Source organism: Gimesia chilikensis, from assembly GCF_008329715.1.
In the GTDB taxonomy this organism is placed as follows: Bacteria; Planctomycetota; Planctomycetia; order Planctomycetales; family Planctomycetaceae; genus Gimesia; species Gimesia chilikensis.
In genome coordinates, this window is record NZ_VTSR01000005.1 from 437,777 (window position 1) to 463,479 (window position 25,703).

At 54.1% G+C, this 25,703-nt stretch carries 18 protein-coding genes; 2 read left to right on the forward strand and 16 right to left on the reverse strand.

Annotated elements, in window-relative coordinates; genetic code table 11:
* Nucleotides 1-101 precede the first annotated feature (101 nt).
* The 13 genes from lepB to FYZ48_RS06135 form a co-directional block, all read right to left on the reverse strand.
* Nucleotides 102-1,808, reverse strand: a complete 1,707-nt coding sequence (gene lepB, locus FYZ48_RS06065) for a signal peptidase I (protein WP_149338465.1) — start codon at nucleotides 1,806-1,808, stop codon at nucleotides 102-104.
* Nucleotides 1,809-2,036: 228 nt separating this feature from the next.
* Nucleotides 2,037-2,639: a cytochrome c oxidase subunit 3 gene (locus FYZ48_RS06070; RefSeq protein ID WP_149338467.1), complete on the reverse strand. Its 603-nt coding sequence runs from the start codon at nucleotides 2,637-2,639 to the stop codon at nucleotides 2,037-2,039.
* A gap of 148 nt (nucleotides 2,640-2,787) precedes the next feature.
* Complete coding sequence (locus FYZ48_RS29185) at nucleotides 2,788-3,324, reverse strand: cytochrome C oxidase subunit IV family protein (RefSeq protein WP_187781886.1); 537 nt, start codon at nucleotides 3,322-3,324, stop codon at nucleotides 2,788-2,790.
* A gap of 82 nt (nucleotides 3,325-3,406) precedes the next feature.
* A complete protein-coding gene (locus FYZ48_RS29555) occupies nucleotides 3,407-4,510 on the reverse strand; it encodes a cytochrome c oxidase subunit 3 (protein ID WP_242022417.1) in 1,104 nt (367 codons plus the stop codon).
* A complete protein-coding gene (locus FYZ48_RS06095; protein WP_145192613.1) occupies nucleotides 4,510-6,228 on the reverse strand; it encodes a cytochrome c oxidase subunit I in 1,719 nt (572 codons plus the stop codon). Before FYZ48_RS06095 ends, FYZ48_RS29555 begins: the two co-directional genes overlap by 1 nt.
* 111 nt (nucleotides 6,229-6,339) lie before the next feature.
* On the reverse strand, nucleotides 6,340-7,287 hold the full coding sequence (coxB, locus tag FYZ48_RS06100; RefSeq protein ID WP_242022418.1) for a cytochrome c oxidase subunit II: 948 nt from the start codon (nucleotides 7,285-7,287) through the stop codon (nucleotides 6,340-6,342).
* A gap of 96 nt (nucleotides 7,288-7,383) precedes the next feature.
* Nucleotides 7,384-8,265, reverse strand: coding sequence for an SCO family protein (locus FYZ48_RS06105; protein ID WP_149338468.1), 882 nt, complete (start codon nucleotides 8,263-8,265; stop codon nucleotides 7,384-7,386).
* On the reverse strand, nucleotides 8,262-8,591 hold the full coding sequence (locus FYZ48_RS06110) for a hypothetical protein (protein WP_145192622.1): 330 nt from the start codon (nucleotides 8,589-8,591) through the stop codon (nucleotides 8,262-8,264). The genes FYZ48_RS06105 and FYZ48_RS06110 overlap by 4 nt, the downstream gene beginning before the upstream one ends.
* 50 nt (nucleotides 8,592-8,641) lie before the next feature.
* Entirely contained in the window at nucleotides 8,642-9,883 is a 1,242-nt protein-coding gene (locus FYZ48_RS06115) for a quinol:cytochrome C oxidoreductase (RefSeq protein ID WP_145443090.1), read from the reverse strand.
* Nucleotides 9,884-9,940: 57 nt separating this feature from the next.
* Entirely contained in the window at nucleotides 9,941-11,338 is a 1,398-nt protein-coding gene (locus FYZ48_RS06120; protein ID WP_149338469.1) for a quinol:electron acceptor oxidoreductase subunit ActD, read from the reverse strand.
* A gap of 47 nt (nucleotides 11,339-11,385) precedes the next feature.
* A complete protein-coding gene (gene nrfD / locus FYZ48_RS06125; RefSeq protein WP_149338470.1) occupies nucleotides 11,386-12,798 on the reverse strand; it encodes an NrfD/PsrC family molybdoenzyme membrane anchor subunit in 1,413 nt (470 codons plus the stop codon).
* A 90-nt stretch (nucleotides 12,799-12,888) separates the two neighbouring features.
* Nucleotides 12,889-15,981 (reverse strand): TAT-variant-translocated molybdopterin oxidoreductase, encoded by a 3,093-nt coding sequence (locus FYZ48_RS06130; protein ID WP_149338471.1) that lies wholly within the window; start codon nucleotides 15,979-15,981, stop codon nucleotides 12,889-12,891.
* Between the two features lie 11 nt (nucleotides 15,982-15,992).
* The gene (locus FYZ48_RS06135) at nucleotides 15,993-16,676 is read right to left on the reverse strand and encodes a cytochrome c3 family protein (protein WP_145192633.1); all 684 of its coding nucleotides are present in this window, start codon (nucleotides 16,674-16,676) and stop codon (nucleotides 15,993-15,995) included.
* 625 nt (nucleotides 16,677-17,301) lie between these two features.
* Between FYZ48_RS06135 and FYZ48_RS06140 the strand changes: the two genes are divergently transcribed.
* Nucleotides 17,302-18,294, forward strand: a complete 993-nt coding sequence (locus tag FYZ48_RS06140) for a Gfo/Idh/MocA family protein (RefSeq protein WP_149338473.1) — start codon at nucleotides 17,302-17,304, stop codon at nucleotides 18,292-18,294.
* Between the two features lie 142 nt (nucleotides 18,295-18,436).
* Here FYZ48_RS06140 and infC read toward each other — a convergent pair whose 3' ends face one another.
* A complete protein-coding gene (gene infC / locus FYZ48_RS06145) occupies nucleotides 18,437-18,970 on the reverse strand; it encodes a translation initiation factor IF-3 (RefSeq protein ID WP_261343289.1) in 534 nt (177 codons plus the stop codon).
* Between the two features lie 285 nt (nucleotides 18,971-19,255).
* Nucleotides 19,256-21,787, reverse strand: coding sequence for a TolC family protein (locus FYZ48_RS06150; protein WP_242022419.1), 2,532 nt, complete (start codon nucleotides 21,785-21,787; stop codon nucleotides 19,256-19,258).
* 401 nt (nucleotides 21,788-22,188) lie between these two features.
* Between FYZ48_RS06150 and FYZ48_RS06155 the strand changes: the two genes are divergently transcribed.
* Nucleotides 22,189-24,252, forward strand: coding sequence for an efflux RND transporter periplasmic adaptor subunit (locus FYZ48_RS06155; RefSeq protein WP_149338477.1), 2,064 nt, complete (start codon nucleotides 22,189-22,191; stop codon nucleotides 24,250-24,252).
* A gap of 10 nt (nucleotides 24,253-24,262) precedes the next feature.
* Here FYZ48_RS06155 and FYZ48_RS06160 read toward each other — a convergent pair whose 3' ends face one another.
* Nucleotides 24,263-25,513 carry an FG-GAP repeat domain-containing protein gene (locus FYZ48_RS06160; RefSeq protein ID WP_187781887.1) on the reverse strand — a complete coding sequence of 417 codons (1,251 nt, stop codon included), beginning with the start codon at nucleotides 25,511-25,513 and terminating at the stop codon, nucleotides 24,263-24,265.
* Nucleotides 25,514-25,703: the final 190 nt, after the last annotated feature.

Consider the following 25,703-nt stretch of genomic DNA (forward strand, 5'->3'; position numbering starts at 1 on the left):
AGCTTGATTCGCCAGTTCCCATTATTCGCCGTTCGCGCTGGTTTATGGGCGTTTTTCTTCAATTGAGACAAAAAATGATCATAAAGAAAAGCAACCCCTGATCAGTGAATATAGCGAATCCGGGAGAAATCTGGAATGCGGATGTGTCCGATATGATTCCCGAATTTGACTTCCCCCTGCCGGGAGGGGAGATGCACCAGAAAAGGCTTACCCAGCAGGTACTTGCGATCCACTTTGCCATCCGCCCAGCTCCGACTGTCCAACGATACCGGGCTGTTATCTCCCAGTACGAAATAGCTGCGTTCGTCGAGTTCGTAGGGCTCCTCCACGCCGTGTAATCCCTTGCCGCGGGTGTAGTGAATATCGCGAAATAATTTCAGGTCCGCCACCTGGACTCGCGCTCCCTGACAGCCAAAGCGAACCGGTTCGCGGATCTCCTTCCGCGGGGTGCTACTCTCCGAGAAGAGCAGCGGCTGATAGAGCAGCTTTCCATCGACGGCACACAGAACCTGTCGATCCATGACGGACATCTCGAGCCGCACGGGGCCGGACCGGAACGCGTCATGCAGGGGTTCGCTGCGGAGTGGCTGCCGCTGGTCGTCGACCCAGAGTGACACCTGCTGCTGGGCAAAGTCAATCAGCGTACGAAACTGATGCTGTCCGTTCTGCATTTCGACCGCGAAGACCCCTTCCCTTCCGGAGACCTGCAGCTGACACTCAAACATAAAATCATGCACGGGAATCGCTTTCTGATTCTCCACGCCCGAATTGTAAGCGTAATCATCGACGACCGGAGCCACATGCGATTTCTCATACAACAGTGCCAGCGCGTAACGGAACTCTTCATCCTCGGACTGGTTTAACCACCGCTGGCAGTCATCGGGGGAGAGCGCCCCATGACAGGTGAGCTGCTGTTTCTGTTCATCGTAGTGCACCGCGCCGATCACCGGTTCCGGCGGATCCACTTCTGCCGGCCAGGCTTCCAGTGGGACGCTTGTTTCGTGGTGCCCCCCCTGCCGGATCCAGTGCTGGTATTTCACCCACGACCAGTGTGATTCCGCGAGGGGATTGTCCTGATCGGCGGTATGCACAAAGCCGCGCTCGCGAGGCGACCAGTGGTTGCTTTGCCCGCCGGCACCGTCTTCCTGTTCCATGGGAATGAAACGGGGCTGGAAAAAGTCGTCATCCCGGGGTTGATAGCGATTGTCATAAACGAGCTGCCGCACCGCGCGTTGCGTTTTCAATTCTTTCCGCTGTATCTCACCGTTGACGTAGAGATCCCCCTGCTTGACCTGCACCTTTTCTCCGGGCAGTCCCACAATCCGTTTGACATAAGCCTGGGTAGGTTTGATCGGATTCTGAAACACCACGACCTCCCAGCGGCGGGGTGGTTTGAGATAGTAGGCGTGTTTGAAGACCAGCAGCTGATCACCTTCGTTGCGGGGCACGTGGGTCAGATCGATGGAATTCGTATTGCAGTTGGGACACGTCGCGTACTCGCCCACACCCGCGTTGACATCAGCCTCTCCGGAAGCTCCCTGGAAACGGTTCGAGGAAACCGATTCGTCGTAGGCGACTCCGTAAGTAAACGAATAATCACAGCGGGGGCAAGTCACCTGTTTGTGATAACCCAATAGCGACGGGGCCATTGAGCCCGTTGAGATCATATAACCTTCCGCTTCGAAGGTCCGGAAGAGAATCACCGCAATTGCGAGTGCGACCACAGACTCCACCACCATCCGCATCAGACTGGTTCGCTCGGGAACCTCTTCTGTGCTGGAATCGGTTTGAAGGGATGATTGGTGCATCGCAACTTACAACAGAAGACAGTGAATTCAGCTGAACCCGAGATCCAGCCAGCGGTAATCAGGGGTCTCATTTTAATAGATCCTGCAGGGCTCTGGAAATAGCGGTTCACTGTCTCCCTGCACAGATCGCTGCATTTCTTTCATAGAAACAACGGTGATGATCACCAGCAGCCAATGAGACGAGCGTTGCAGTTCTGATCTGACTTTAAAACATGGTTTTGAAACCACTTAGCCCACGAAGCAGAACAGCAGCAGCATACAGATCCAGATCACGCCCAGAAAATGCCAGACGACAGAGCAGGCATGGACGCCCCAGTGATACTCATGGTCGTACTCATAGAGATAGGCTTTGTAAATTACATAACCGAGGACACCAAAGGCCACGATGAAATGCACCGCGTGCAGCAGCACAAAGGCGAACAGCATGCCGTAGCTGCTGAGGTAGCGATATGAATCCTGAGCCGGGTCGAGTGAGAGCAGCAGTTCTCCGTGCTGGCTTAAGACGTTCATCAGCCCCAGGGTCTGAATCACAAAGAAAGCGCCGCCGAGCAGGAAGGTGAGGTTCAGGCAGTTACGAAACTGCTGCTGCTTTTCCAGCCGGACGTAATACAGTGAGCGGTGAATGGTGATACTGCCCAGAATCAGCAGCGCGGTGCTCAACCAGAGAATCGGAGGGATCACCAGATTGATGGGCTGGGATGTCTGAGCCATACTGGTGCGTACAACCACGTACGCCAGCAACCCTCCGACGAATAGAACCGCGATACTGAAGAGGAAGATGGCCAGTCCGAAATCCCGCTGACTGAGTCGGTCGCGGGATGTGAACAACATCGCGCAACGATCACGAATAGAGCGGCTCCGGTAAGTAGGCATGCTGACCTGCCATCGCACTGAAAGCGAAAAACGAAACGTGGAATATCAGAACTGAGCCTCCTGTGGCTCAGTTCTATTTTCTGTCACAGCCCGGGCAAATTCAAGATTACTTCTTATCAGCGGCTGGCTTTTCAGGAGCCGGTTTCGACTCTGCTTCAGGAGCTTTCTCAGCCTTCGCCTCGGGAGCTGCCTTTTTTTCGGCTGCTTCAGGGGCTGCCGCTGGTGCAGCCTGCTCGCCAGCCGGGGCAGCGGGCGCGGGTGCAGCCGGTGCTTCTGCTGCTACAGGCGCGTTATCTTCCTGGAACCCTTTCACGTAATGATCGTACGCGTGCGAGTCGAGGAGGATCATGCAGAGGAAGAAGGCCGCAAAACAGATCGAGAAGAAGAAGGTGATGCGGTTCAATGGTTTATCGTACCAGAGGTGCATAAAGATGAAGACCACCAGGGATGCCTTCGCTGTCGCGATCGCCATGGAGACAATCACATCCACGCTGCCGGTATCGTACTTGGCGGCTTCTACGGTCACGATGGTCAGAAACACCAGGGCCAGGAAGACACCGACCAGCACTTTTACCGGAACGATGTGTACGTGGCAGCTCTGAGCCTCTTCTGCGTGAGCATCACTTTCAACATGATCTGACATGATGAATTCTTTCGTCTCTTTATCTGTTTCACTTCGGAGTGGCGAACCACTCCTTGAGGAATTACTTGGAATATCAATGACGCTAGTTGATCAGGTACAACAGCGGGAACAGGTAGATCCAGATGAGGTCGACCAGGTGCCAGTACAGACCGACGAAATCGACTGCACCAAAGTAGTATGTTGTGAAGGCACCGTTAACCGTCCGCACAATCAACCAGCTGATGGCGATCATACCACCGATAATATGGATGGCGTGCAAGCCGGTCATGCAGAAGTAAACACTGAAGAAGGTACCGGCCAGTTTGGGCTCAGGCACTTTCTCAGTCTGCTCGGCATATTCAATGGGAGCAGTTTCTGCCATCTGGATTTCCTGTTTGGTGGGCTCCTCATGATGACCGAAGGCATGGTAGCCGATGCTGGCATAAGCACCGAGCTGCATTCCGACCGCAGAGACCAGGAAACAACCGGCGATGGTCGCCAGATTTTTCTTATTCGGATTTTTAATGAGTGCTCCAAAGGCAACACCAGAGAGTACGATAACCACCCAGAGAACGAGGGTCATGTAAGACAGTGTGGCCTTGGTTTTTTCGAAGAGCGTGTCACCTTCGTTGTGACTTTCTTCAGTGTGTGCTTCCTCTTTTTCAGCTTCGATGGCTTCGGCTTCGAGGGCAGCTGCCGCTGCAGCTCCGGGAGCCTTTTCCGGATCGACGTGCTCCTCGCCGTGGTGTTCCGGGCTGACGTAAGCACCGGCCCAGAGCAGACCGTGGTGTGCTTTCTCAGTGTATTCAAACGATTTGACACCCAGGAAGATCGCTGCACAACCCAGGGTGATCACCAGACAGGTCAGCAATCCGCGTGTCTGTCCCAGCTGGGCACAACGCACGCCCCAGGCCATGGTCAGACTGCTGAAGAGCAGTACGATGGTATTAGCTGCGCCGAGGGTCGTATCCAGGAACTGGCTGGCATAGACAAAGACTTCAGGGTGCAGTGAACGATAGACGGCATAGAAGCCGAACAGACCGCTGAAGAACAGCACTTCAGTGACCAGGAACAGCCAGATACCCAGTTTACCGGTATCGAACTGCTGCTGATGCGAGTCGAAGTGATGCGCCAGCCGGGGATCATGGTGCTCATGATCGTGGGCGTCTGAATGTTCGTCTGTTGTGGTGGTGGCCGCGGTATTCATTAAGCTTCTTTATCTCCTGATGCGGTCACAGATTGCTTGTTATCCCCCTGACATTCAACGGGAACGTATCCTCCGATTTCCTCGTTGTAAACCACGGATTCCATTACGTAGGGATCGCCGGCCAGGGGAGGATGATCGAAGTTATTATGTGGTGGTGGTGAAGAGCACTGCCATTCCAGGGAAGCACCTCCCCAGGGATTCGCTGGTGCTTTCTTGCCACGGTACACCGAGTAAATCAGGGTGGCAGCCATCAGGGCGGAACTCAGTCCCAGCAGGTAGGCACCACAGGTAGACATGATGTGCAGTCCCTGGAATTCTTCCAGGTAGGTGTAGTATCGGCGAGGCATGCCCCGAGTTCCCAGCAGGAACTGCGGGAAGAAGGTCAGGTTGAAGCCCAGGAAGACTCCCAGGCAGGCAATCCGTCCCCAGGTCTCGCTGAACATCTTACCGCTGATTTTAGGCCACCAGTGGTGAACAGCAGCAAACAGACCGACCAATGAAGACCCCATCATCACGTAGTGGAAGTGAGCCACCACGAAGTAGGTATCGTGCAGGTGGACGTCGGTGGCGAGTGTTGCCAGGAAGAGCCCGGTCAGACCACCGATGGAGAAGATAAAGATAAACGCCAGACCGTAGCACATCGCGGTGGTAAAGCGAATCGAACCTTTATACATCGTAGTCAGCCAGTTGAAGACCTTGATCGCCGAGGGAATCGACACACTGAAGGTAATCGCACTGAAGATCACAGCCACGACGCGGGATTGACCGGAGACAAACATGTGGTGTCCCCAGACCAGGAAGCCGAACATCGCGATCGCGATACTACTGTAGGCGATGAACCGATATCCGAAGATGTGCTTGCGGCTGTGAACGGCGATCACTTCACTGACCACACCCATGGCCGGCAGAATCATCACGTACACAGCAGGGTGCGAATAGAACCAGAAGAAGTGCTGGAACAGCACAGGGTCACCCCCGAGTGCCGGATCGAAAATCCCGATATGGAAAGCCCGCTCGACGATGAGCAACAGACCAGTGATCCCCAGAACGGGAGTTGCCAGAATCTGAATCAGTGCGGTTGCATACAGAGCCCAGAGGAACAGAGGCATTTTGAACCAGGTCATTCCGGGAGGACGCATCGTGTGAATCGTCACGATGAAGTTCAGCCCGGTAAAGATCGAACTGAAACCCAGAATGAAGACCCCCAGCAGGGCCGTGATCACCGCGGTACTGGTGGTGACACTGTAAGGTGTATAGAAGGTCCAGCCGGTATCCAGTCCACCCAGCACGATCGCTGCGAGGAAGAAGGCGGCCCCGAACATCCAGAGGTAAAAGCTGCCCAGGTTCATGCGGGGGAAGGCCACATCTTTGGCCCCCAGCATCACCGGCAGGATGATATTCCCGATCGCCGCCGGAACCCCGGGGATAATCACCAGGAAGGTCATGATCGCCCCGTGCAGGGTAAACATCTGGTTGTAGGAATCGGGTCCCATCAGAACGCGCTCAGGTGAGAGCAGCTCCGTACGCAGCAGAACTGCGAACAGGCCCCCCAGGAAGAATGAGCAGGTCACCCCGATCAGGTACATGATACCAATGCGTTTATGATCGAGTGTGAAGAACCAGCTCTTCCAGCCACTGGAACAGTTCAGATAATTCAATTCACGGTATTGAATCGGGAAATTTGATTTTGGATCGGAGGAGTCAACTACAGTTGCCATCTTCCAGCCTCCTGAATGATTTCAAATAATGTCGGATCGGCGATCCGGAAACACAATCGAGAACCAGGTTCTCACTTTGATTTATTTTATCAGCGACGTCTGTCGCCCGTTCTACTTCTGAGCTTTGATAAAGGCAATAATCGCTGAAATGTCCTGATCGGTCAGCTGCCCCTTAAAGGTCGGCATGATCGGTCTGAAACCGGCAACGATTGAGGCCTGAGGTTCCAGAATGGACTCACGCAGATAATTATCATCTACTTTGACCGTGGAACCATCAGTCATCTTCTCATCCTTGCCGTACAGACCTTTAAAGCTCGGTCCATTCTTAGGTGTACCGTCCAGCGAGTGACACTGGATGCAACCACGACTTTTGTAGAAATATTCACCCGCTTCGACAGGTGATTTGTTTTTATGAATGTCAGAAGCCTGCTGCAGCCACTTGTCGAAGTCGCCACGGGTTTCGTGCACGATTACTTTGCTGATCATGTTAGAGTGTTTCTGACCACAGTATTCGGCACACATCAGCGGGTATTCACCGGCACGCGTGGCTTTGAACCATTCCTGGGTGTAACGCCCGGGAACGACATCCATTTTGGTCCGGAAGGCGGGAACCCACAGACTGTGGATCACGTCGTCGGAAGCCATGGTCAGCGTGACGTTTTCCCCTTTGGGAATGTGCAGTTCGCTTTCGATCCAGCCATTGGGATACTGGAAGGCCCAGGACCACTTCTTGGCAATCACATTGATATCGTAAGAGTCACTGGGAGGCGTCCGCATATCGATGTAGCCGGTGAAGCCAACCCAGAACATCACAATGGTGAGCAGTGTCGGGATCACGGACCAGGAAAGTTCCAGCGTCAGATTGTGTGTGCTGGTCTTTTCGGCTTCGACACCAGGTCGATGGCGGTATTTGACCATAAACAGCACCATCAGACTGACAATCAGTACGAAGAAAAACGTACAGACATACAGAATGAAGAAGTAGACAGAATCGCTGTGTTCTGCCACTGTTGAACCTTGCGGCGGGAACCAGAACCCGGCATCGGCGTTTGCTAACATGTTAGGGATGAATAGTTTCATCTGCATTCACACAATCAACTGTTGAGTGTTAAATAATTTCAGGTATTAACCAGAACTGATTAAATCACAATATCGCTATTTTTCGGGAGTCGAGAAGTGCCTCGTCTCCTGTGGAACCTCGTGAGTCTGGGCATCGCCTGTCTCAAGTGCCTGTCTGCCTTTACGTCCCCTCCAGTAGGGAATCAGAACGACAGTCAGAATGAAGACGGTGGCAAAGCCGCCGATTTTCATGATATTCCTTGCGGTCGGAGCATACCGACCACTGTCTGCATCGTAATGAAAACAGAACAGTAAAAAACGATCAACGGTGGAACCGATTTTACCTTCTGACGCTTCCACCAGCGCCAGTTTCAGGGTCTGTTTCGGAAAATTAATTCCGTATAAGTAACGGGAAACGCGTCCATCGGGAGTGCAGACCAGCAGGACTGCCGGATGGGCATATTCCTGGCGTTCCGCCACATACTGATATTGGACTCCCATCGCATCCGCTAATTTATCGATGGACTCTTGCCGACCGCACAGAAAATGCCAGCCTCCGGCAGTTCCCGCACGATCGTATTCTTTAAAGTATTTCTGTTTGGTCAGGTTGGCTCTCTGGTAAGTCTCTTTGGGATCGATACTCACCGAAACAAAATCATATTGCTCATCCGCAGACCACTCCAGCTCCTTCAGCCCCCGAACCAGTGCCGTCAGTTGCAGAGAACACAACATGGGACAGTTGGAATAATTCAGCGAGAGGATAACCGGACGGTCTTTTTTAAAGTAGTCGCCCAGGGTTACCGGTTTCCCGGAACTATCCTGAAATTTGAGATCCAGGGGTAATTGAGTATCCAGGTGCTCAATGACGTCCAGTTTCTCGATACTTTTAGGAGCTTTTTCCATCCGGTCCGCCTGTACTGGCAGGACACTCAGTCCCCAGACAAAGAGGATCAGGATGGAGGTGTGCAACGGTTTCATGGCGATTTGTTTTTGTTTTTCTTTTGTTTCTCTTGTTCCTCCTGAACCACGAACTCCATAGCCCGATCAATGGGCACGGCTGCAATATTCTTATCCTGATCAATCCAGCGGTATTCCGACAAGGCTGCGGCCTGGTTTGCCAGGACGCTGTCCGAAGTCACTTCCGGCACCTCGATGACTTTGACTTCCGTTTCCGATTTCTCGAACGAGTAGCTCAAAGCGGCGACAGCGAATACCGTGAAAAAGGTAATGATGGTTCCAACGACGCCGACAAATGCGATCATCGTCGTATCGAGGTCATCATAGGCTGCTTTATGACTCGACATAATTTTATCTCTTATCCTAAAAGTGGCTGATCTGAGTAACCAGGCGATGTTTAAATGTTATGAAACTCGAGCGATTCTTCCAGACGCGGGTCACGAACCGGCATGATTGATTTGCCAGCGGACAGCTTCAGAATGGTCGCCACAAAGATTCCGCCGACTCCAATTGTACAACAGACGTTGATCAGGATCATCGGGAACGAGACTGCCGGATCCATGCCATCAAAGGCCAGGTTAGGCATCACGAGCCAGAAGATATCAACCCAGTTCATGATCAGCAGATAAACGGCCCAGAAACAGAGAGTCTTGGGGTTCCGCTTCATCCAGCGTGACATGAAGAAGACAAAAGGAATCGCAAAGTGTCCGATGACCAGCATCAGTGATACTGTTCCCCAGCCATTTGTCTGACGGGGCAGGAAGAAGGTGGTTTCTTCAGGAATATTCGCATACCAGATCAACAGGTACTGGGAAATCGCGATGTAAGCCCAGAAGCAGTTGAAGGCAAACAGCAGTTTACCGACATCGTGCAGGTGTTCGACGGTGACAGGTTCCTGGAGCAACCCTTTACTCCGCAGGAACACCAGGCTGATGGCCAGCACACTGAAGAACCCGACCAGACCCGCGGCGAAGTAGTAGACGCCGAAGATCGTACTGAACCAGTGAGCGTCCAGCGACATGATGAAGTCGAAGGCGGCAAAAGTCAGCGTGAACGCATACAGCAGGATCGCGGGACCACTGCGACGCTCCATGAGCAGCGTCAGTTCCGGATCACCGGATTCATCCTGTGCCAGTGATTTATTCAGGAAGAACCGGGCCAGAAAGATCCAGGAAGCGAAGTAGATCACATAGCGAATCGCAAAGAAGCCATTATTCAGGTAAGGGGCTTTGTGCTGCAGTAGAGTATCTTGAGCCACGTTCTCCGCGCTGGCCCACTTGTAGAGCGTATCGTTGCCCGTCAGGGACAGCAGCACGATCGGCAGTACGAGGACAGCCATCGGAATCACACCGAGGGAGAGAAATTCCGAAATACGCCGCAGGACCACACTCCAGCCGGCACGGGTCAGCTGCTGAATCATCACAAAGAACAGCGCGCCCAGCGAAATACTCAGGCAAAAGAATGTGCTCTGCAGGTAAGAGAAGGCAAACAGATCCCAACCGTGATTGAAGACCAGTCCCAGTACGAACGCTACCGGCAGCAGGACGGAGCAGCCCAGAGCGATCTTCAATGGAAGCGGCCCCAGTTCATCCAGGGTTTGCACAGTAATCTTTTTGTCAGCGTCGTGTGAGGTTTGCATAACGTTTCTTGTTTTACAACGAGATAATATTCAACAGTGAATTATAGAGGAAACCTGTTATTTGGTGTCCCGAAGTTTTCGTTTTTCATCATTTGTCAGGGTATCTGCGTCAACCTGATGGCTCTTCTGCAGGGCCTTCAGATAGAGCACAATCGCCCAGCGATCTTCCGGCGGAATCTGCGGCCCGTAGGCAGGCATCTTGCGGACACCGTTGGTGATCGTGTGGAACAGGCGTCCCACAGGCTGTTTACGAACGTTGTCGGTATGGTAGGATGCCGGGCGTACCCAGGTTCCCTGCTGCAGGTCCATGGCTCGCAGGGTGACCAGACCATCACCTTCCCCACCCAGACCGTGACAGACAGAACAGTAAATGCGGTAGCGTTCTTTACCCCGAGCCATCATCTTATCGGTGACGGGCATCGGAAACTCGGTTACCCAGGGCAGGTTAGCCAGTTTGTCTTCTGCTGCCGCCTGGGCGTCAGCGTTGGCACCTTCTGCTGGTTTTGCTTCAGCCGGTTTCTCTTCATCGGCTTTCGCATCGTCCTGGGCGGCGATCGTAATCACATCCTGATCTTCCGGCAGAACTTTCAGACCGTAGTAGAAGGGAATATTGTCATCTTTATACTGACCACGGGGAATCGTACCGGGGATATGCGGACGCATTTCACGACCGTCGCCGAAGATTGTAGTGGTATTCTGTGCCTTAAGATACGGCTGGAAGTCCATGTCGGGAATGATATGGATCCGCGGATTATCGGTCACAGTGGATCGCTTGTAAGCAACCAGGGCGATCGGCATCAGCATCAGGACGCCGAACAGGCTCAGGCCCAGTTTCAGGTTCCGTGGCAGTTTTGGTGATTCGACATCCGACCAGAACTCTTCCACATGGTTTGGATTGAGCGACTTCACGAATTCCCCGGTATCGATTTCGGAGAACTTGGGATCGCTGGCATCCATACTCAGGAAGAAGCGGTCGTTGGTTGCACGACGGAAAGCATCCGATTTGAAAATCGGATTGTACAGTTTGGGCAGTTGGTTCAGACCGAGCATGCCGAAGAAGGCACCGAAGGCAGCCAGCAGAACCGAGAGTTCGAACATGATCGGAATACAGGCCGGAATACTGAAGAGCGGCTTACCACTGATCAGGAACGGGTAATCTACGGCGTTCATCCAGTACTGCATGCTGATCGCGATAGTACCGCCGGTCAGACCGCAGGCAGCCACAATCCAGGGCAGAATCGTGTATTTGATGCCCATAGCTTCATCGATTCCGTGAACCGGGAACGGGGTATGGGTATCCCAGCGATTGTAGCCGGCATCGCGCACCTTCCGGGATGCTTCCATCAGGGATTCCGGATCATTGAACTCGGCCAGCAACCCCAGGAGTTCGGGTTCTACTTTGTTCTCAGCTGGATGTTCGATCGTGGTCGCCATAATTTCTTTATTCATACTCATGTTTTATACCGTATCAAAATACAGTCTGACAGCCGTTCTGATTGCCTCTAGTCTTTGATCTCTGGCTGATAATCGCCATGACCGTGAGGTTCATGATAAACACTTTTGACTTCTGCCATCGCTACCATCGGCAGGAATTTACAGAAGAGCAGGAACAGCGTCATGAACAGACCGAAACTTCCGATCAACATTAACACGTCAACAATAGTCGGTTTGAAGTAACCCCAGCTGGAAGGCAGGAAGTCGCGGCTCAGTGAGGTGACGGTAATCACGAAACGTTCGAACCACATACCGATATTCACAAAAATACAGACCACAAAAATCATCCACGGCGTTGTGCGGATCTTCTTGATCCAGAACAGCTGCGGGCTGATTACGTTACAGGAAACCATGATCCAGTAAGCCCAGGCATAGGGACCGAACGCACGGTTGATGAAGGCGAATGTTTCATAGCGGTTACCGCCGTACCAGGCGATGAAGAATTCCATAGCATAGGCATAACCCACCATGGTTCCGGTGGCGATGATCACCTTGGTCATGTTTTCCAGGTGACGGTCGGTCAGCAGGTCTTTAATCCCACAGATGGATCGTACGGGAATCATCAGTGTCAGCACCATGGCGAAACCACTGAAGACCGCACCCGCGACGAAGTAAGGCGGGAAGATCGTGGTATGCCAACCGGGGAGCTGTGAAACGGCAAAGTCGAAACTCACGATGGTATGCACACTGAGCACCAGTGGAGTTGCCAGGGCAGCCAGGAGCAGGTAAGCCCGCTCGTAACGGTGCCAGTGACGGGAAGAACCGTTCCAGCCCAGTGAGAACAGTCCGTAACCGAACTGAGCAATTTTATTCTTGGCCCGGTCACGCAGGGTGGCCAGGTCGGGGATCATCCCCATGTACCAGAACAACAGTGATACGGTCGCGTAAGTAGAAACGGCGAACACGTCCCACAGCAGCGGGCTGCGGAAGTTTGGCCACATGGACATCTGGTTGGGAATCGGGAAGAGCCAGTAAGCCAGCCAGACACGACCGATGTGAATCCCGGGGAACAGCCCCGCACAGACTACAGCGAAAATCGTCATCGCTTCGGCAGCGCGGTTGATCCCGGTACGCCAGTCCTGTCGGAACAGGAACAGAATCGCGGAAATCAGGGTACCCGCGTGACCGATACCGACCCAGAACACGAAGTTCACGATCGGCCAGCCCCAGAAGACAGGACTGCGGTTACCCCAGACACCAACACCGGTGATGATCAGGTATCCCACCAGACCAAACAGCATACCCATCAGTGCGGCGGAAGCGGCTAATGCCACGTACCAGCTGAGGGGAGCCTTACATTCGGCCAGCCGACAAACGGCATCCGTGATGGTTCCGTAATCGTGTGCACCGGTGACGAGCGGAGTACGTTTGCCGGGAACTTCCGTTGTTGTGTCAATTGGCTCGGATGCTACTGAAGCCATAGTTCCAGTTCTTTACTTTATAAAATCAAACGGATTGGTAATTCGTTTAGTCACACAGCAGCAGAGAGCTTCTGCCGCCCTGCATCACTCTTAATGTTTCTCACTCTTTTCGTGCTTCTCATCATGTTCATGATCGCCGTGACCGTCAGCCTCAGCATGCTGTTCGCCATGACCGTGACCATGAGGTTCTGGAACCGGAGGTGCCAGTGATGGATGTGGATTCGAAATCCGGGCCATGTAAGAAGTACGAGGTTTGATATTCAGTTCCGACAGTGCCGTGTAGGTCCGTGGATTTGCATGGGCCTTGGCAACGCGGCTGTTTTCGTTATTCAGGTCGCCAAACTCAATCGCCTTGGCAGAACAGGCCTGCTGGCAAGCGGTGACGATTTCGCCATCCTTGATCGGTCGCTGTTCGTTCTTGGCTTCGATCTGAACGGCTTTGATTCGCTGCACACAGTAAGTACATTTCTCCATCACACCACGATGACGCACCGTGACTTCCGGGTTCAGGACCAGAGCCTGCAGCTTGCCGCGTGGCTCTTCGTAAACCTTGTTGAAGTTGAAGTAATTGAAGCGACGTACTTTATAAGGACAGTTGTTCGCACAGTAACGGGTACCGACACAGCGGTTGTAAACCATGTCGTTCAGACCTTCGTCGGTGTGCACGGTAGCAGCGACCGGACAAACCTGCTCACAGGGTGCCAGTTCGCACTGCTGACAGAGCATCGGCTGAGTTGCTACGCCGGGATTGTTGACGTCGTCACCGGTGAAGTAACGATCGATTCGCATCCAGTGCATTTCGCGGCTGTTGATAACCTGCTCGCGACCGACGACCGGAACGTTGTTCTCTGCCTGACAGGCGACGGTACAGGCATTACAGCCCACGCACTTGGAGAGGTCGATCGACATCCCCCAGGCATGACCATCGTAAGACAGTTCTTCCCAAGGTGACTTGAGAGGCGGATGGTGTGTCCGATGTTCGGCGAAGTCGGGATATTTTTCCCACTCACCCAAGGTGCCTTCCCGGACCAGCTGACCAACGCGGCCCAGCACTTCGTTGCCGCCGACGGTGTCGATGGCATGGTGATCCTGGGTGACGGCGAGTTCGTAATGCTTGCCGGTGTCTTCGACTTTCAGACCGGTCTTGAAGTTCATCGCCCCCTTAGCCTGCAGGGCAGCGACGTTTTCACCAACCGGCTTTACATCGCGAGCGACATCTCCGCCAACCAGACCAGCGGCGGTACGACCGTAGCCCAGAGCGACAGCAACCGAATTCGGAGCCTGACCGGGCATCACGTAAACGGGCAGTTCCAGAGACTTTCCATCCAGAATCAGCTTGACGACGGAACCGAATTTGACGCCCAGGTCATCGGCGGTTTTCGGCGCAATCAGGGCTGCGTTGTCCCAGGTAATCTTGCTCAGGCTGTCGGGAGTTTCCTGCAACCAGCCACTGTTGGCGAAGCGACCGTCATATAGTTTCGGGCTGAGGTAGAAGACCAGCTCCAGATCTTCGTCGGAAGTTTCAACATCCTTGGCAGCAGGCAGGTCTTTCACTTTGGGAGAGACTGCGGGCAGCGATGTGCCTTTCACGAAACCATCATGCACCGAGCGACGCCAGGAAGCGTTAACAGCCATGGAATCCAGCGAGCCCTTAACGGCTTCTTTCACCAGATCCAGAGCGACCGGATGCTTGTCGCCGCACAGAATTGCCAGCAGTTCGACTTCTGACTTTCCGTCATGCAGAGGCTCAATCAGAGGCTGACCCACACACAGAGTTCCGTCGTAAGCCCGGGAATCACCCCACTGTTCGAACGGATGCGTTTTGGGCAGGTGCCAGTGACAGAGCAGTGAAGTTTCATCTTCATACTCACCCAGGTGAATCGCATTCGGCACCTTGGAAAGAGCAGAGACAAAGTCGATGTCGCCAGGAGCATTGTAGGCGGGGTTTCCGCCCAGAATGACCAGGGTTTCGACGGCACCAGACTGCATTTCATCGGTCAACGTCCGCAGTGCTTCGACAGAAGGAAGTTCCGTTGCCAGCGGCTCCTGCGTGTACTTGACCGTCTCGCCAACGTTGCCCAGCTGCTCATTCAGCTTATGGACGCGGGCGTGCAACTCAGCAGGCTGATTCTCGCCGATCGCGATCAGGCTGGAACCCTGATTGGCCACCAGGTCTTCAGCCATCGCAGCGAGAACTTTGTCAGCGTATTCATCGCTGGCCGCTTCCGGCTTCTTACCATCGACACGGGCCTGAACCTGAGATTCCAGTTTCGACAGGAACGCCCCCAGATCGACCGAACGCGTCGGCAGACGATGATCGGCAGCCACACCAGTTGTGGTGTAACGGCTTTCAACCACGTAGAGACGGTTCATCGGACCAGCGGCAGGATCTCGACGGGCGGCCCACTCGCGAGTGTGCAACATGCCGGCGGGATGCTCTGACAGCAGATCTTCATCCAGGCAGACAATGATGTTCGCTTTCTTCAGATCGAAGTGAGGACGAACAACTTCGCCGAACGCCAGACGAGAACCGGCGTAAGCATTATCCCGGTTACCGGCTCCATAATCGAACCAGCGTGCCTGGGGATACATGGCTGCGAATTTGTCCTGCAATCCCTTGCGGGTTACAGAAGTACTGAGATCGGCGAGCACTCGCAGCTTGGCCCCACCGTTCTCGCGTGCCTGACCCAGCACTTTATCTGAATATGCCAGAAACGCCTGCCAGTCACGGACATAGCGATTTCCGTCCTGACGCTCAATCACGCCGACCGCACGATCGGGATCGTACAGAGACAGAGTTTCTGACTGCGCCTGTGCCGTGGAAGAACCACGGTTCTGTGCCGAATCCGGATTCCCTTCGACTTTGATCGGACGCCCGTCGTAGCTGGTGACCAGCAGACTTTGAGCCTGCCCACCCAGCTCAACAAAGGTCGCATATTTCTGAGGCTCACCGGGAATCATCCCCTCGGGACGAGACACGCTCGGTGAAATCTTCTCATCTTCCCAGCGACACCCTGACACACTGGCCAGAGCGACAGAGGCACCCATGATCTGCATCCAGCGACGCCGCGAAACACCTTCGGGATACTCCGAAGCGGCCACGGGAAACTCGCGATGCAATATCTCTTCAAATTCCGGCGTGGAATGCAACTCACCCAGACTTCGCCAATACTTTTTATCCACAACCGAACCCCTTAGCGGTGACACGTAGAACAATTAGTAGAAGGATTCAAATTCAATTCTTTCCGAATCTTTGCACCCACTTCTTCCGGATCCCCTTCGGGCTTCCAGTCGAGCTTCGTTACCAGCTCAGGTGGACGCAGATTCGGTTCAGGATGCCGATGACACTCCAGACACCAGCCCATGCTCAACGGCTTAACCTGTGTGACCTTTTCCATTTTGTCAACGCGACCATGGCAGGAAACACAGCTCACACCACGACGAACGTGAGCACTATGGTTGAAGTACACGTAGTCTGGCAGGTCATGCACACGACGCCACTGCATCGACTTCCCGGTCGCCTGGCTTTCCCGGATGGGAGCCAGCTTCGGGCTGGTCGAGTGGATGGCAACAGTGTTAACCACCCCGTTGGCGTCTGCACCAGAGTGGCAGTTCAGACAGGTCGCGGTAGGAGGCACAGCAGCGTGGCCGGCAACTTCAACTGTGTTGTGACAGTAGCGGCAGTCCAGCTTCAACTTACCTGCGTGCAGAGCATGACTGAAGGGGAGTGGCTGCTCGGGCTGATAACCGACGTCCGTCGTCTCCGGACTCGCCCCAAATGCAACCATACCAACAACATACAGGACTCCAATCGCCCCCAGCGCACCTAGCACTGGCACAATCGTATTTGTCCATTTTGGAAACAGAAAACGATCCATTTTTGATATACCTGACAAGACCTTTCGAGCCGGACCAACCTGAAACAGACAGAACGTGCCTTGGAGATTGATGAGTCAATCGATGGTCGCGGCGGACTTTTCAACCGGTTTGGAGAGATGATACCCCATCTATTTTCGCACAATAGATGTAAGGGAAGATGTTAGCAATCCATTCAGCGTCAGGTTAGGGAAAGTTTCTTGGAGTCGGGAGTCGCCGGTTTTGAAATTCTCATTATTGGGGACAAGCGCCCGCTGCTGAATGCTACGCCAGACAGGCATGAACCCCGCAAAATTGCAGCACGAGCCACCATTAAGGACACTTTCATCCAATTGGTGTGGCGAAGCCCCTTCTTATAGCCCGGACAGATGGCAGTCTCATTGTCGAGAATCAGAAAATTCCGGCAACAGTGAACGCATCACTCAGTAGACGGAACCCGACCACAGCATCTGTTTACGGTGTTTTCCTCACCAGGAATTTCAACGGAGGGATTCTGCGCACCAGGCATTCGATTCCGTTGCATCTCCAGTGCCTTTACACTCCACCGGCAATGCTGCATGATGAATGCAGATTCAGCAACTCGAACACATCACATCCACTCACATTTGGACAGAGGCGGCTTCGTCTATGAGCAATCGCATTCGCTGGGGCATCTTAAGCACCGCAAAAATCGGCACCGTACAGGTCATTCCCGCCATGCAGCAGGGAGAACATTGTGAGATCAGCGCAATCGCTTCCCGCACGCTCGACCAGGCTGAGCAGACTGCCGCCGAGCTGGGAATCCCCCGTGCGTACGGTTCTTACGAAGAACTGCTAACCGACCCGGACATTGATGCGATCTATAATCCCCTGCCCAACCATCTGCATGTCCCCTGGTCCATCAAGGCCATTGAAGCGGGCAAACATGTGTTGTGCGAAAAGCCAATCGGGCTCTCCTCCAGCGAGGGCCAGCAACTGGTCGACTGCGCTGCAGCGCATCCCGAGCTGAAAGTGATGGAAGCCTTCATGTATCGCCACCACCCCCAATGGCAGCTGGCCAGAAAGCTGGTGACAGATGGCACAATCGGGGAACTGCGTACGATTCAGTCATTTTTCTCCTACTTCAATGACGATCCGCAAAACATTCGTAACCAGAGTGAAATCGGTGGTGGCGGTCTGATGGACATCGGCTGCTATCCCATCTCACTCTCACGATTTATCTTTGGCGAGGAACCGCAGCGCGTCTCAGGAATCGTCGAATACGACAGTGAGTTGGGGACCGATCGCCTGGCCTCGGCTACGCTAGACTTTGGCAGAGGAACCTCCACCTTCACCTGCTCGACACAGCTCAATCCCTATCAGCGAGTGCAGATTCATGGCACACAGGGACGAGTGGAGATTGAAATTCCCTTCAATGCACCGATCGACCGCCCCTGTCGTGTCTGGCACCAGACCGGCGCTGATATCGCCGAGGTCAAACTGGATCAGTGCAACCAATACAGTATCCAGGGCGATCTGTTCTCACTGGCCATTCTCAACAATACCGCGGTGCCCACCCCGCTCACCGATGCTGTCGCCAACATGAAAGTGATCGAGGCGATTGTTGAGAGCAACCGCAGCGGCGCCTGGGTGAAACCCTGATTTTCCAGCTTCGCTAAGCTGCATTCCGAGAGCAACCAGCCTGCCTGCAGATTCAGGCAGGTTGCGTACAGAGCGCGCACGATCAGCGATGGGGAGGTCGAGCTTCGAATTTTACCGGAGAAGTACGGTCTGCCAGACAGTTCTACCTGGGAGCCAGCACCATGATCATATTCCGACCGCTGGCCATTGAGGGAGCCTGCTCCACTTTTGCCAGATCGGAAAGCTTTTCCTGGATTTCTCCGAGGATGGTCCGGCCGAGTTCGTGGTGCGCGTTTTCACGACCACGGAACATGATATTGAATTTGACCTTGTCTTTCTGCTCCAGAAACTTCCGGGCGCTTTTCAGCTTGAACTCAATGTCATGTTTGCCGATTTTCGGACGCATCCGGATTTCTTTCAGATGCACCTGATGCTGCTTGGTGTTTTTGCTGGTCTTCTTTTTACGCTCGTACTTCAGCTTCCCGTAGTCCATGATACGACAGACGGGGGGCTTTGCGTCTGAGGCCACTTCCACCAGATCCAGGTTGGCCTCCATCGCTAACTTCAATGCTTCCGCTGTGGGGATCACTCCGAGTTGTTCCCCGTCTTGATCAATGACCCGCACCGGACTGATCCGGATCTGGTCATTAAGTCTCTGCGTTGTTTCGATTGCTTGTTTCTCCTTGTATCGAATCAAGAAATTGGTTTTGTGTCCCGCTAAGTACTTTCAAAAGTCGGGAAACACACTCTCTGACTACTGATATGAAAAAAGAACATCTCTGCAGGAGATGCCTTTGCCGCATACCAGATTCCAGTTATACATTCTGGCTAAAATATACTGTTACATCTTAAGTTATATCAATCGGCAAAAAGTGGCAAGTAACATTGATACACTATTTTATCCGAAATCGCTTCACTGGGACTGAACTTTGAACCGGTTACGCCCTCAGTTTCAGCGGTATTTTCATCGAGAAGAGTCTGTTCATCTGTCGGATGAATCTGCCTCTTTCAGTGGAAATCGCTTTACTTCGCCCGAAAAATCCCTCAAATTCCGCTGCTGCTCAGCGGGAATCGCCACGGGCTCCCAGCGGGGGCCGGAATTCCGGTAATTTTTAAAGGGATCCTGCTCTCCCGCACGGCCACGTACCGGGAATTCCGGAATCTGGTGCTGACGGGCTGCTCGCAGGCTCGGTTCGAACTCGACACCTGGCGAGGAGTTAAAGTTCGCTCCCGGCTGAGGAGCCGGTTCCGACAGCGGAAGCGTTACAGCGGATGAATCAGCTTCCGTTCCCAGGAAAGCGGCCTTCAGTGTCGCAGATGCTTCACGTTGAGAGGGTGCCGGAGGAATGAAAGCAGTGCCATCGGGACCTGGTTGAGTTCCCTGCAGATTCTGGATGGCAGCCGCGGATTCCGCTGGTTCACTGAAATCGATCGACTGAATTTTTTCATTCACAGGTGCTGCTGCAGATTCACTCTGCACGCCGGGTACCGGCGGTGCTGGTGTCTGAGGCATTGCTTCCGGAGCAGGAGCAACCGGCTCGGGTGGTGCTTCGCCCGGGGTCAGCAGCTGAGGATAAACGCCCCGCGAAATCTCACCCGTATAGAGTGGTGCTGCTGCGATGTTCCGGACACGCCCTTTCAGACGATCCCGCTCTGCTGCATCCATGTAGGCTTTCTGAGGCCAGCCCCCTTCAGCCAGGAAAATGTTGTTATACGACAGCAGCGAGCCTTTCTCAAACTGCACGTTCTTAACCGCGAGGGCATACTCGACCAGCGAACGATAGTAACTGCTGTCTGCTTCGGCCTGACGACGCTGTGCTTCCAGCAGCAGGTCCAGGGTCGCATTGTCTGATTCATAAGCCGCCTGCACTGCCGCTACTTCCTGTCGGGCCGCATGACGACGGTTGAAGGTTGTCTGCATCACAGAGTACGCCCGATCGACATCGGCGATGGCGTTACTCAGACTCTGTACCACGGTCCGTTCCTGTTCATGCAGGATCGCCCGGCTGCGTGCCAGCTGCAGTTCTGCGTTTCGCATGGCTGCATGCGCCTGCCGACGTCCCAGGGGCACAGAGAATTCCAGCCCCAGCTGCCATTCCTGCAGATTTCCATCAAACAGGGTATTCAGAGCACCTTCGTATGGTCCGGGATTGGAACCTTCGGCCAGGAAGTTCTTACCAAAGCCACGCCAGCGATACCGGCCAATCAAATCGAGTTCGGGCAGCAGGAAGTTTTCGTTGGCCTGCAATTCCAGTTCGTATTTTTTGATCGCCCAGCGCTGACGACGAATTTCGGGGCGACGGTCCAGCGATTCCACCAGGGTCTCTTCCCAGTCGAAGTCAACACGAGCCAGCGATGGTTCATCTGCCGGACGAATCAGTCGGCCGTCATTGATCGGAATGCCCATCAGCTTACGCAGGCGTCGTTCTGCAACATACACACCGTGATTGCTCTGGAAGGTTCCGCCCTGGCTGCCGTTGTTGGTATGCGTGCCATTCAGCAGTCGACCGCTGAGTGCATTTTCCACTTCGGCCTGATAGCGGAAATACTGTTCGCGGGCCTGCGCTTCTTTTTCAGCTTCGCCGCCACGACGTCCATTTTCATACAACGCATGAATCCGCCGCCAGGTTTCCAGTGCGGAATCGCGGGCCATGATTTTCGCATCGAGATCGCGATAACCGAAATACAAATCCCAGTAAGCGTTTTCAACGTCGCTCACCAGGTTACGGACGGCTATCTCGAATTCGCCGAGGCTGATGTCAGTATTCATGCGGGCGATGATCACACCGTTGATCACTCCCGGCGTGTTACTCGGTCCGGCCAGCTGGTTGAAATCGATTCCGCCTCCCCGCAACAGCGGATGACGGAATTCCATTTCGATATTGTTCTGGTAGGCGTGGGGGAACTGGTTACCGGGCGAGTTATTGGCATCGTAGTCGATGTAGTCCCGCAGGGTAAATTCAGTACCGGTCATGGCACGCTTGGTCAGCTGCGCCTGGATCACCATTGCATCCTGTCGCAACAGACGGGTACCACCGCCGAAGAAGACGTTGTTCAACGCCTTGTCATTCTTCTCAAAAAACGTACTCGCTGACAGCGTGGCATCATAGGCGCTTAGTGCCGCAGGCACGCCATATCGCGGGTCCGACTCGGTAATGGCAGGATCGTATTTCGTGGTCACTGCAGCCGGCGTATTTAATGAAACGCCACCTACATCACCCAGCACCTTGGAACTCTCCAGTGCCATCCGGACTGCTTCCTGCAACGAAAGATCCCAGTAATCGGGGGTTGCAGAGCTGGCGACACTCGAAGGCGCCATTGTGCCGATCGTGTCGCCTTCATCAATGGAATCCACATTGGGATATTCGATTTCGTGAGCGACCTGCTGGTACACTTCCTCACTGTCCACAAACTCGTCCTGGATCGACTTGTTCATGAAACTGCTGCAGCCTGGCCCCAGTAGCGTAGGAGCTACCGCCAGCAGAAGCATCAATCTTGTCAGGAAATGGTTCATTGAATAACCCTGGTCAGTCTGGACCACGTACCAAAAAGCTTTACACTCTCTCCTCTCATCGGCTCGAAACCGGGCTGACCCAAAGCGAATTTTCGTCATATCCGGAATATTCCATATAATCGGATAATCGAAAGGCTCACCCCAAACACCCCATATTTCGCATTCACACCATTCACACACTCTGTGAATGTTCCTGAGTCCAGCAGCCTGCATCGATCAGCGAAGCTGCGCAATGATTTAAAGTTGTACACCAAATACTTTGGCAGCACGGTCTGCTTTTTCGTGCTCGATCCCCGCGCCGGCGAGGCAGCCGTGTTAGGATGTAGGAAACAGGGACCTTTCCTGGCGTCCCCTGCCTGCTGGTATCAGCGGCAACCTGAAACCTTTGACTCGACAAACTGATGACAACAGACGAATCCTCTTCCATCGAAAATGTCTGGCAGGAGATCGAAGAGCTCGTAATGGGGCTGGCGCAAATCTCACGTACCGAGATTTCCAGTCAGCGGTTCTATTCCGAACTGGTGGAGCGGGCCATCCAGGGTCTTAGCGCGCGAGGTGCCCTGCTCTGGATTCCGGATTCCCACAGGGACTTCGAACTTATCGAACAACAGGGGTTAAACCCCGAAACCGATCCGATTCTGGGCCTGAGCCAGGAACAGGTCCATCGGCACCGGATGCTGCTCAACGAAGCCCTGCTCGAGAACGAGCCTGCCAGTATCGCCGCCGGAACTGGATTGTCGGCTGAACACCAGGGGAAGAATCCCCTCTCAGAAAATCTGATTCTCTGCCCCGTCCGCATCATGCGCGATTCGGTTGCCAGCATCGGAATCCTGGAAATCATTCATTCCGCCCCCCGCTCTTACGCGGCTCAGGAAGGTTACCTGCGATTCATCAGCGCACTGTGTGAAATTTCAGAAGACTTCTGTCAGCACCAACAGTTGCTCAAACTCCAGGAACTGGAAACCCTCTGGGAAGAGTTCGAACGATTCTCCGAACACGTGCATCTGCACCTGGAAACACAGCAGACCGCCTACATCATTGCCAATGAAGGGCGTCTGCTCATCAACTGTGACCGGGTCTCGGTACTGCAACGGAGCGGTTCTGCCTATCGCCTGCTGGCCGCCAGTGGAGTCGAGAGTATTGAACGCCGTTCCGAATCGGTACAACGACTGGAAACACTCGTCAATCGTATTCAGGCTTTGAATCGACCTTACTGGAACTGGGAAGCGGATCAGAACTATCCCCCGCAGATCACCGAACCGTTGCACGCTTATCTGGACCTGGCGGCGTCCCGTTCGCTGATGATTTTCCCGTTGAAACACATCACCCAGGAATCAACAGAACCGGTTAATAACACCCGACTGCATGACCAGAGCAGTCCCGCGGAACAGACGATTGGCGCGATCGTTGTCGAGCAGTTTCACGAAGCGAGTGCCGGCCAGACTTTTCTCGATCGTTCCCTGGCGGTAGCGCGGCACGGGGGAACGGCGCTCTATAATGCGCTACAGTATGAAAGCTTTCCTTTCTTTCCCGTACTTAAATTCTGGTCGCATTCGCCGGTTCGCAAACGACAATTGACCTGGCGGAAACTGGCGACTGCGGGCGTGGTACTGGCCGTCATCACAGCCCTGCTGATTATGATCCCTGCTGACTTCACGATTGAAGGAACCGGCACTCTACAGCCCGTTGATCAGCAGAACATCTTCGCGACCGCAGATGGCATTGTCGATCAGATCCTCGTTCAACAGGGAGACGAAGTCACTCAAGATCAGACACTGCTCACGCTGCGTGACTCGGAACTGGAACTCGAATCCAGTCGCGTGCGGGGCGAGATCCAGACGGTCCAGAAACGTCTCGCCGTAATTCAGGCGGCACGCCTCGAACTCAATCCGACCGACGCCGATGCCCTGCAACGCGCCAACCGGCTGACTGCGGAACAGGAAGAACTCAACGAACGCCTCAAAAGTCTGACCGAACAGCGGACCCTGTTGAAGAATCAACAGGATGCCCTGCTGCTCAAAAGTCCGATCGCGGGAGAAGTCCTGACCTGGGATCTGCAGGAGAAACTATTGGCCCGCCCGGTCCAGCGGGGGCAACGTCTGCTCACCGTAGCTCACCTCGCCGGCCCGTGGGAACTGAAAATGCAAGTACCCGACTCTGAAGTAGGACACGTACTGGAAGCGCAACGTCGAAGCGAGACGCCCCTCAATGTCTCCTTCTTATTACTGACAGATCCGGACCAGACTTATACCGGCACCGTTCAATCCATCGCAGCCACTGCGGAACCTGATCAGGAAGGAACCCCCGCCGTACAGATCACGGTCAAACTGGATCGTGAATCCATCAAGGGGCTGCGGCCGGGGGCATCGGTACTTCCTCAGATCGATTGTGGTCAACGTTCTTTGGGCTACGTCTGGCTCAGACGGTTATGGGAAACCGTTCAACGGGAACTCTTCCTGTTCTGAACTGTGTTCCTTATTTCTGACCCGGGTTTTCATACCAGAACAAACCGAGCCCGCGTTTCTTGTGACGTTCTTCACAACAGAGCACATCCAGATCGCCGTCGGCGTCGAGGTCCAGCAGTTCGATGCGGTCATACTTGATTCCTTGGGGACCGCTGATTTCCCGTGGCTCCCAGTTGAACTGATCTCCGTCGCGAGAACCGCGGAGCCAGAACATCCCGGACCTGGGTGGCTCGGCATGTTCACAACTGAGGACCAGATCCAGTTGACCATCCCTGTCCAGATCTCCTACGGCAACTCCCTTTCCGCCTCCCGTGTTTGGGGGATAGGGAATGACGCGGTGATCCCATTTCAGGCCACTCTGATCCAGGCGACGGTACCAGTGCACTTCATCGGGAGCTCGCGAAACTACCAGAATATCCTGCAAACCATCCTGGTCGAGGTCCGCCAGATGGGCAAACATCACTTCGCGATCCTGACCGCCGATCCAGTGATTTTTCCACAGCTTCCCTTTAGAACTGACGGAACCCGGATTCTCGAGCCAGCGGCATCCGCGGTGCTTCCCTTTGCGGTCCGTGGTTAACAGGTCCTGGTCACCATCGCCGTCCATGTCGACGGCATAGAGAGACATGATCCAGCCAGCCGGGGAAAGTGGATGCCATTGATAGGACGAGAGATCCCGCGGTTGACCGGTACATTCAAACCAGCCAATCTCGGCCCCCGGCCCTTTACCGGCTGCTACCAGGACTTCCCCTCCGCTATCATCCAGGCCCAGTTTCGCGGGGATGGCGAACATCCACATCATGCGATTTTTCGAGGCAGGGATCACAGCCTGCTCCCAGGCATTCTCAAACGGCTTGTCTTCTGGAGTCCAATGTACGAAGACGGACCGCATTTTCCCTTCACAACAACTGACGACCGCCCGGCTGGTGCCTTTGTGCTCGAGATCGATCCAGGCAGCATCTTCCACCTGGGGTGTTTTACCGACGGTCAACGCAGGCCAAGCCGATTTCACCTTGTCGGGTCCCGGATTGCGGTAGATACGGGTGATGCCCCCCTCTTCCCAGCCGGTAGTCAGGTCCAGCAGACCGTCGCCGTCTATATCATACAGTTTCACGCCGTCCGCACCGCGGGAAGAGTCGTCTATGATATGGATCTGCCAGGGAGTACCGCGGTCCGGCTCCTCCGCCTGTAATGGATGCCCCAGAAGCCAGAAGCCCAGCAGACAGATCACGTTCGCGCGTTTTCTCATCAGCGTGTACATGTACATTCTCCCTTTTGATCCCGGTTGAACTGCGTCAGTAAGGTGCATCCTCTCTCCAGTATCCTGCCTGCGGGCTCAAATCTCAAGATTGCTTCGTATGGCAAGGAGTTCTCCGGAAAAACTGCTCGATTTTGTTGCATTTTCCTCTACTAATACAGTGTTTTCTGCCCCACCAGGCGGTCTCGAACTG

Excerpts from the sequence above, each read along its gene's own strand:
- lepB (WP_149338465.1), bottom strand. The coding sequence starts at position 1,808 with ATGCACCAATCATCCCTTCAAACCGATTCCAGCACAGAAGAGGTTCCC.
- FYZ48_RS06070 (WP_149338467.1), bottom strand. The coding sequence starts at position 2,639 with ATGTTGTTCACATCCCGCGACCGACTCAGTCAGCGGGATTTCGGACTG.
- FYZ48_RS29185 (WP_187781886.1), bottom strand. The coding sequence starts at position 3,324 with ATGTCAGATCATGTTGAAAGTGATGCTCACGCAGAAGAGGCTCAGAGC.
- FYZ48_RS29555 (WP_242022417.1), bottom strand. The coding sequence starts at position 4,510 with ATGAATACCGCGGCCACCACCACAACAGACGAACATTCAGACGCCCAC.
- FYZ48_RS06095 (WP_145192613.1), bottom strand. The coding sequence starts at position 6,228 with ATGGCAACTGTAGTTGACTCCTCCGATCCAAAATCAAATTTCCCGATT.
- coxB (WP_242022418.1), bottom strand. The coding sequence starts at position 7,287 with ATGTTAGCAAACGCCGATGCCGGGTTCTGGTTCCCGCCGCAAGGTTCA.
- FYZ48_RS06105 (WP_149338468.1), bottom strand. The coding sequence starts at position 8,265 with ATGAAACCGTTGCACACCTCCATCCTGATCCTCTTTGTCTGGGGACTG.
- FYZ48_RS06110 (WP_145192622.1), bottom strand. The coding sequence starts at position 8,591 with ATGTCGAGTCATAAAGCAGCCTATGATGACCTCGATACGACGATGATC.
- FYZ48_RS06115 (WP_145443090.1), bottom strand. The coding sequence starts at position 9,883 with ATGCAAACCTCACACGACGCTGACAAAAAGATTACTGTGCAAACCCTG.
- FYZ48_RS06120 (WP_149338469.1), bottom strand. The coding sequence starts at position 11,338 with ATGAGTATGAATAAAGAAATTATGGCGACCACGATCGAACATCCAGCT.
- nrfD (WP_149338470.1), bottom strand. The coding sequence starts at position 12,798 with ATGGCTTCAGTAGCATCCGAGCCAATTGACACAACAACGGAAGTTCCC.
- FYZ48_RS06135 (WP_145192633.1), bottom strand. The coding sequence starts at position 16,676 with ATGGATCGTTTTCTGTTTCCAAAATGGACAAATACGATTGTGCCAGTG.
- FYZ48_RS06140 (WP_149338473.1), top strand. The coding sequence starts at position 17,302 with ATGAGCAATCGCATTCGCTGGGGCATCTTAAGCACCGCAAAAATCGGC.
- FYZ48_RS06150 (WP_242022419.1), bottom strand. The coding sequence starts at position 21,787 with ATGAACCATTTCCTGACAAGATTGATGCTTCTGCTGGCGGTAGCTCCT.
- FYZ48_RS06155 (WP_149338477.1), top strand. The coding sequence starts at position 22,189 with ATGACAACAGACGAATCCTCTTCCATCGAAAATGTCTGGCAGGAGATC.
- FYZ48_RS06160 (WP_187781887.1), bottom strand. The coding sequence starts at position 25,513 with ATGTACACGCTGATGAGAAAACGCGCGAACGTGATCTGTCTGCTGGGC.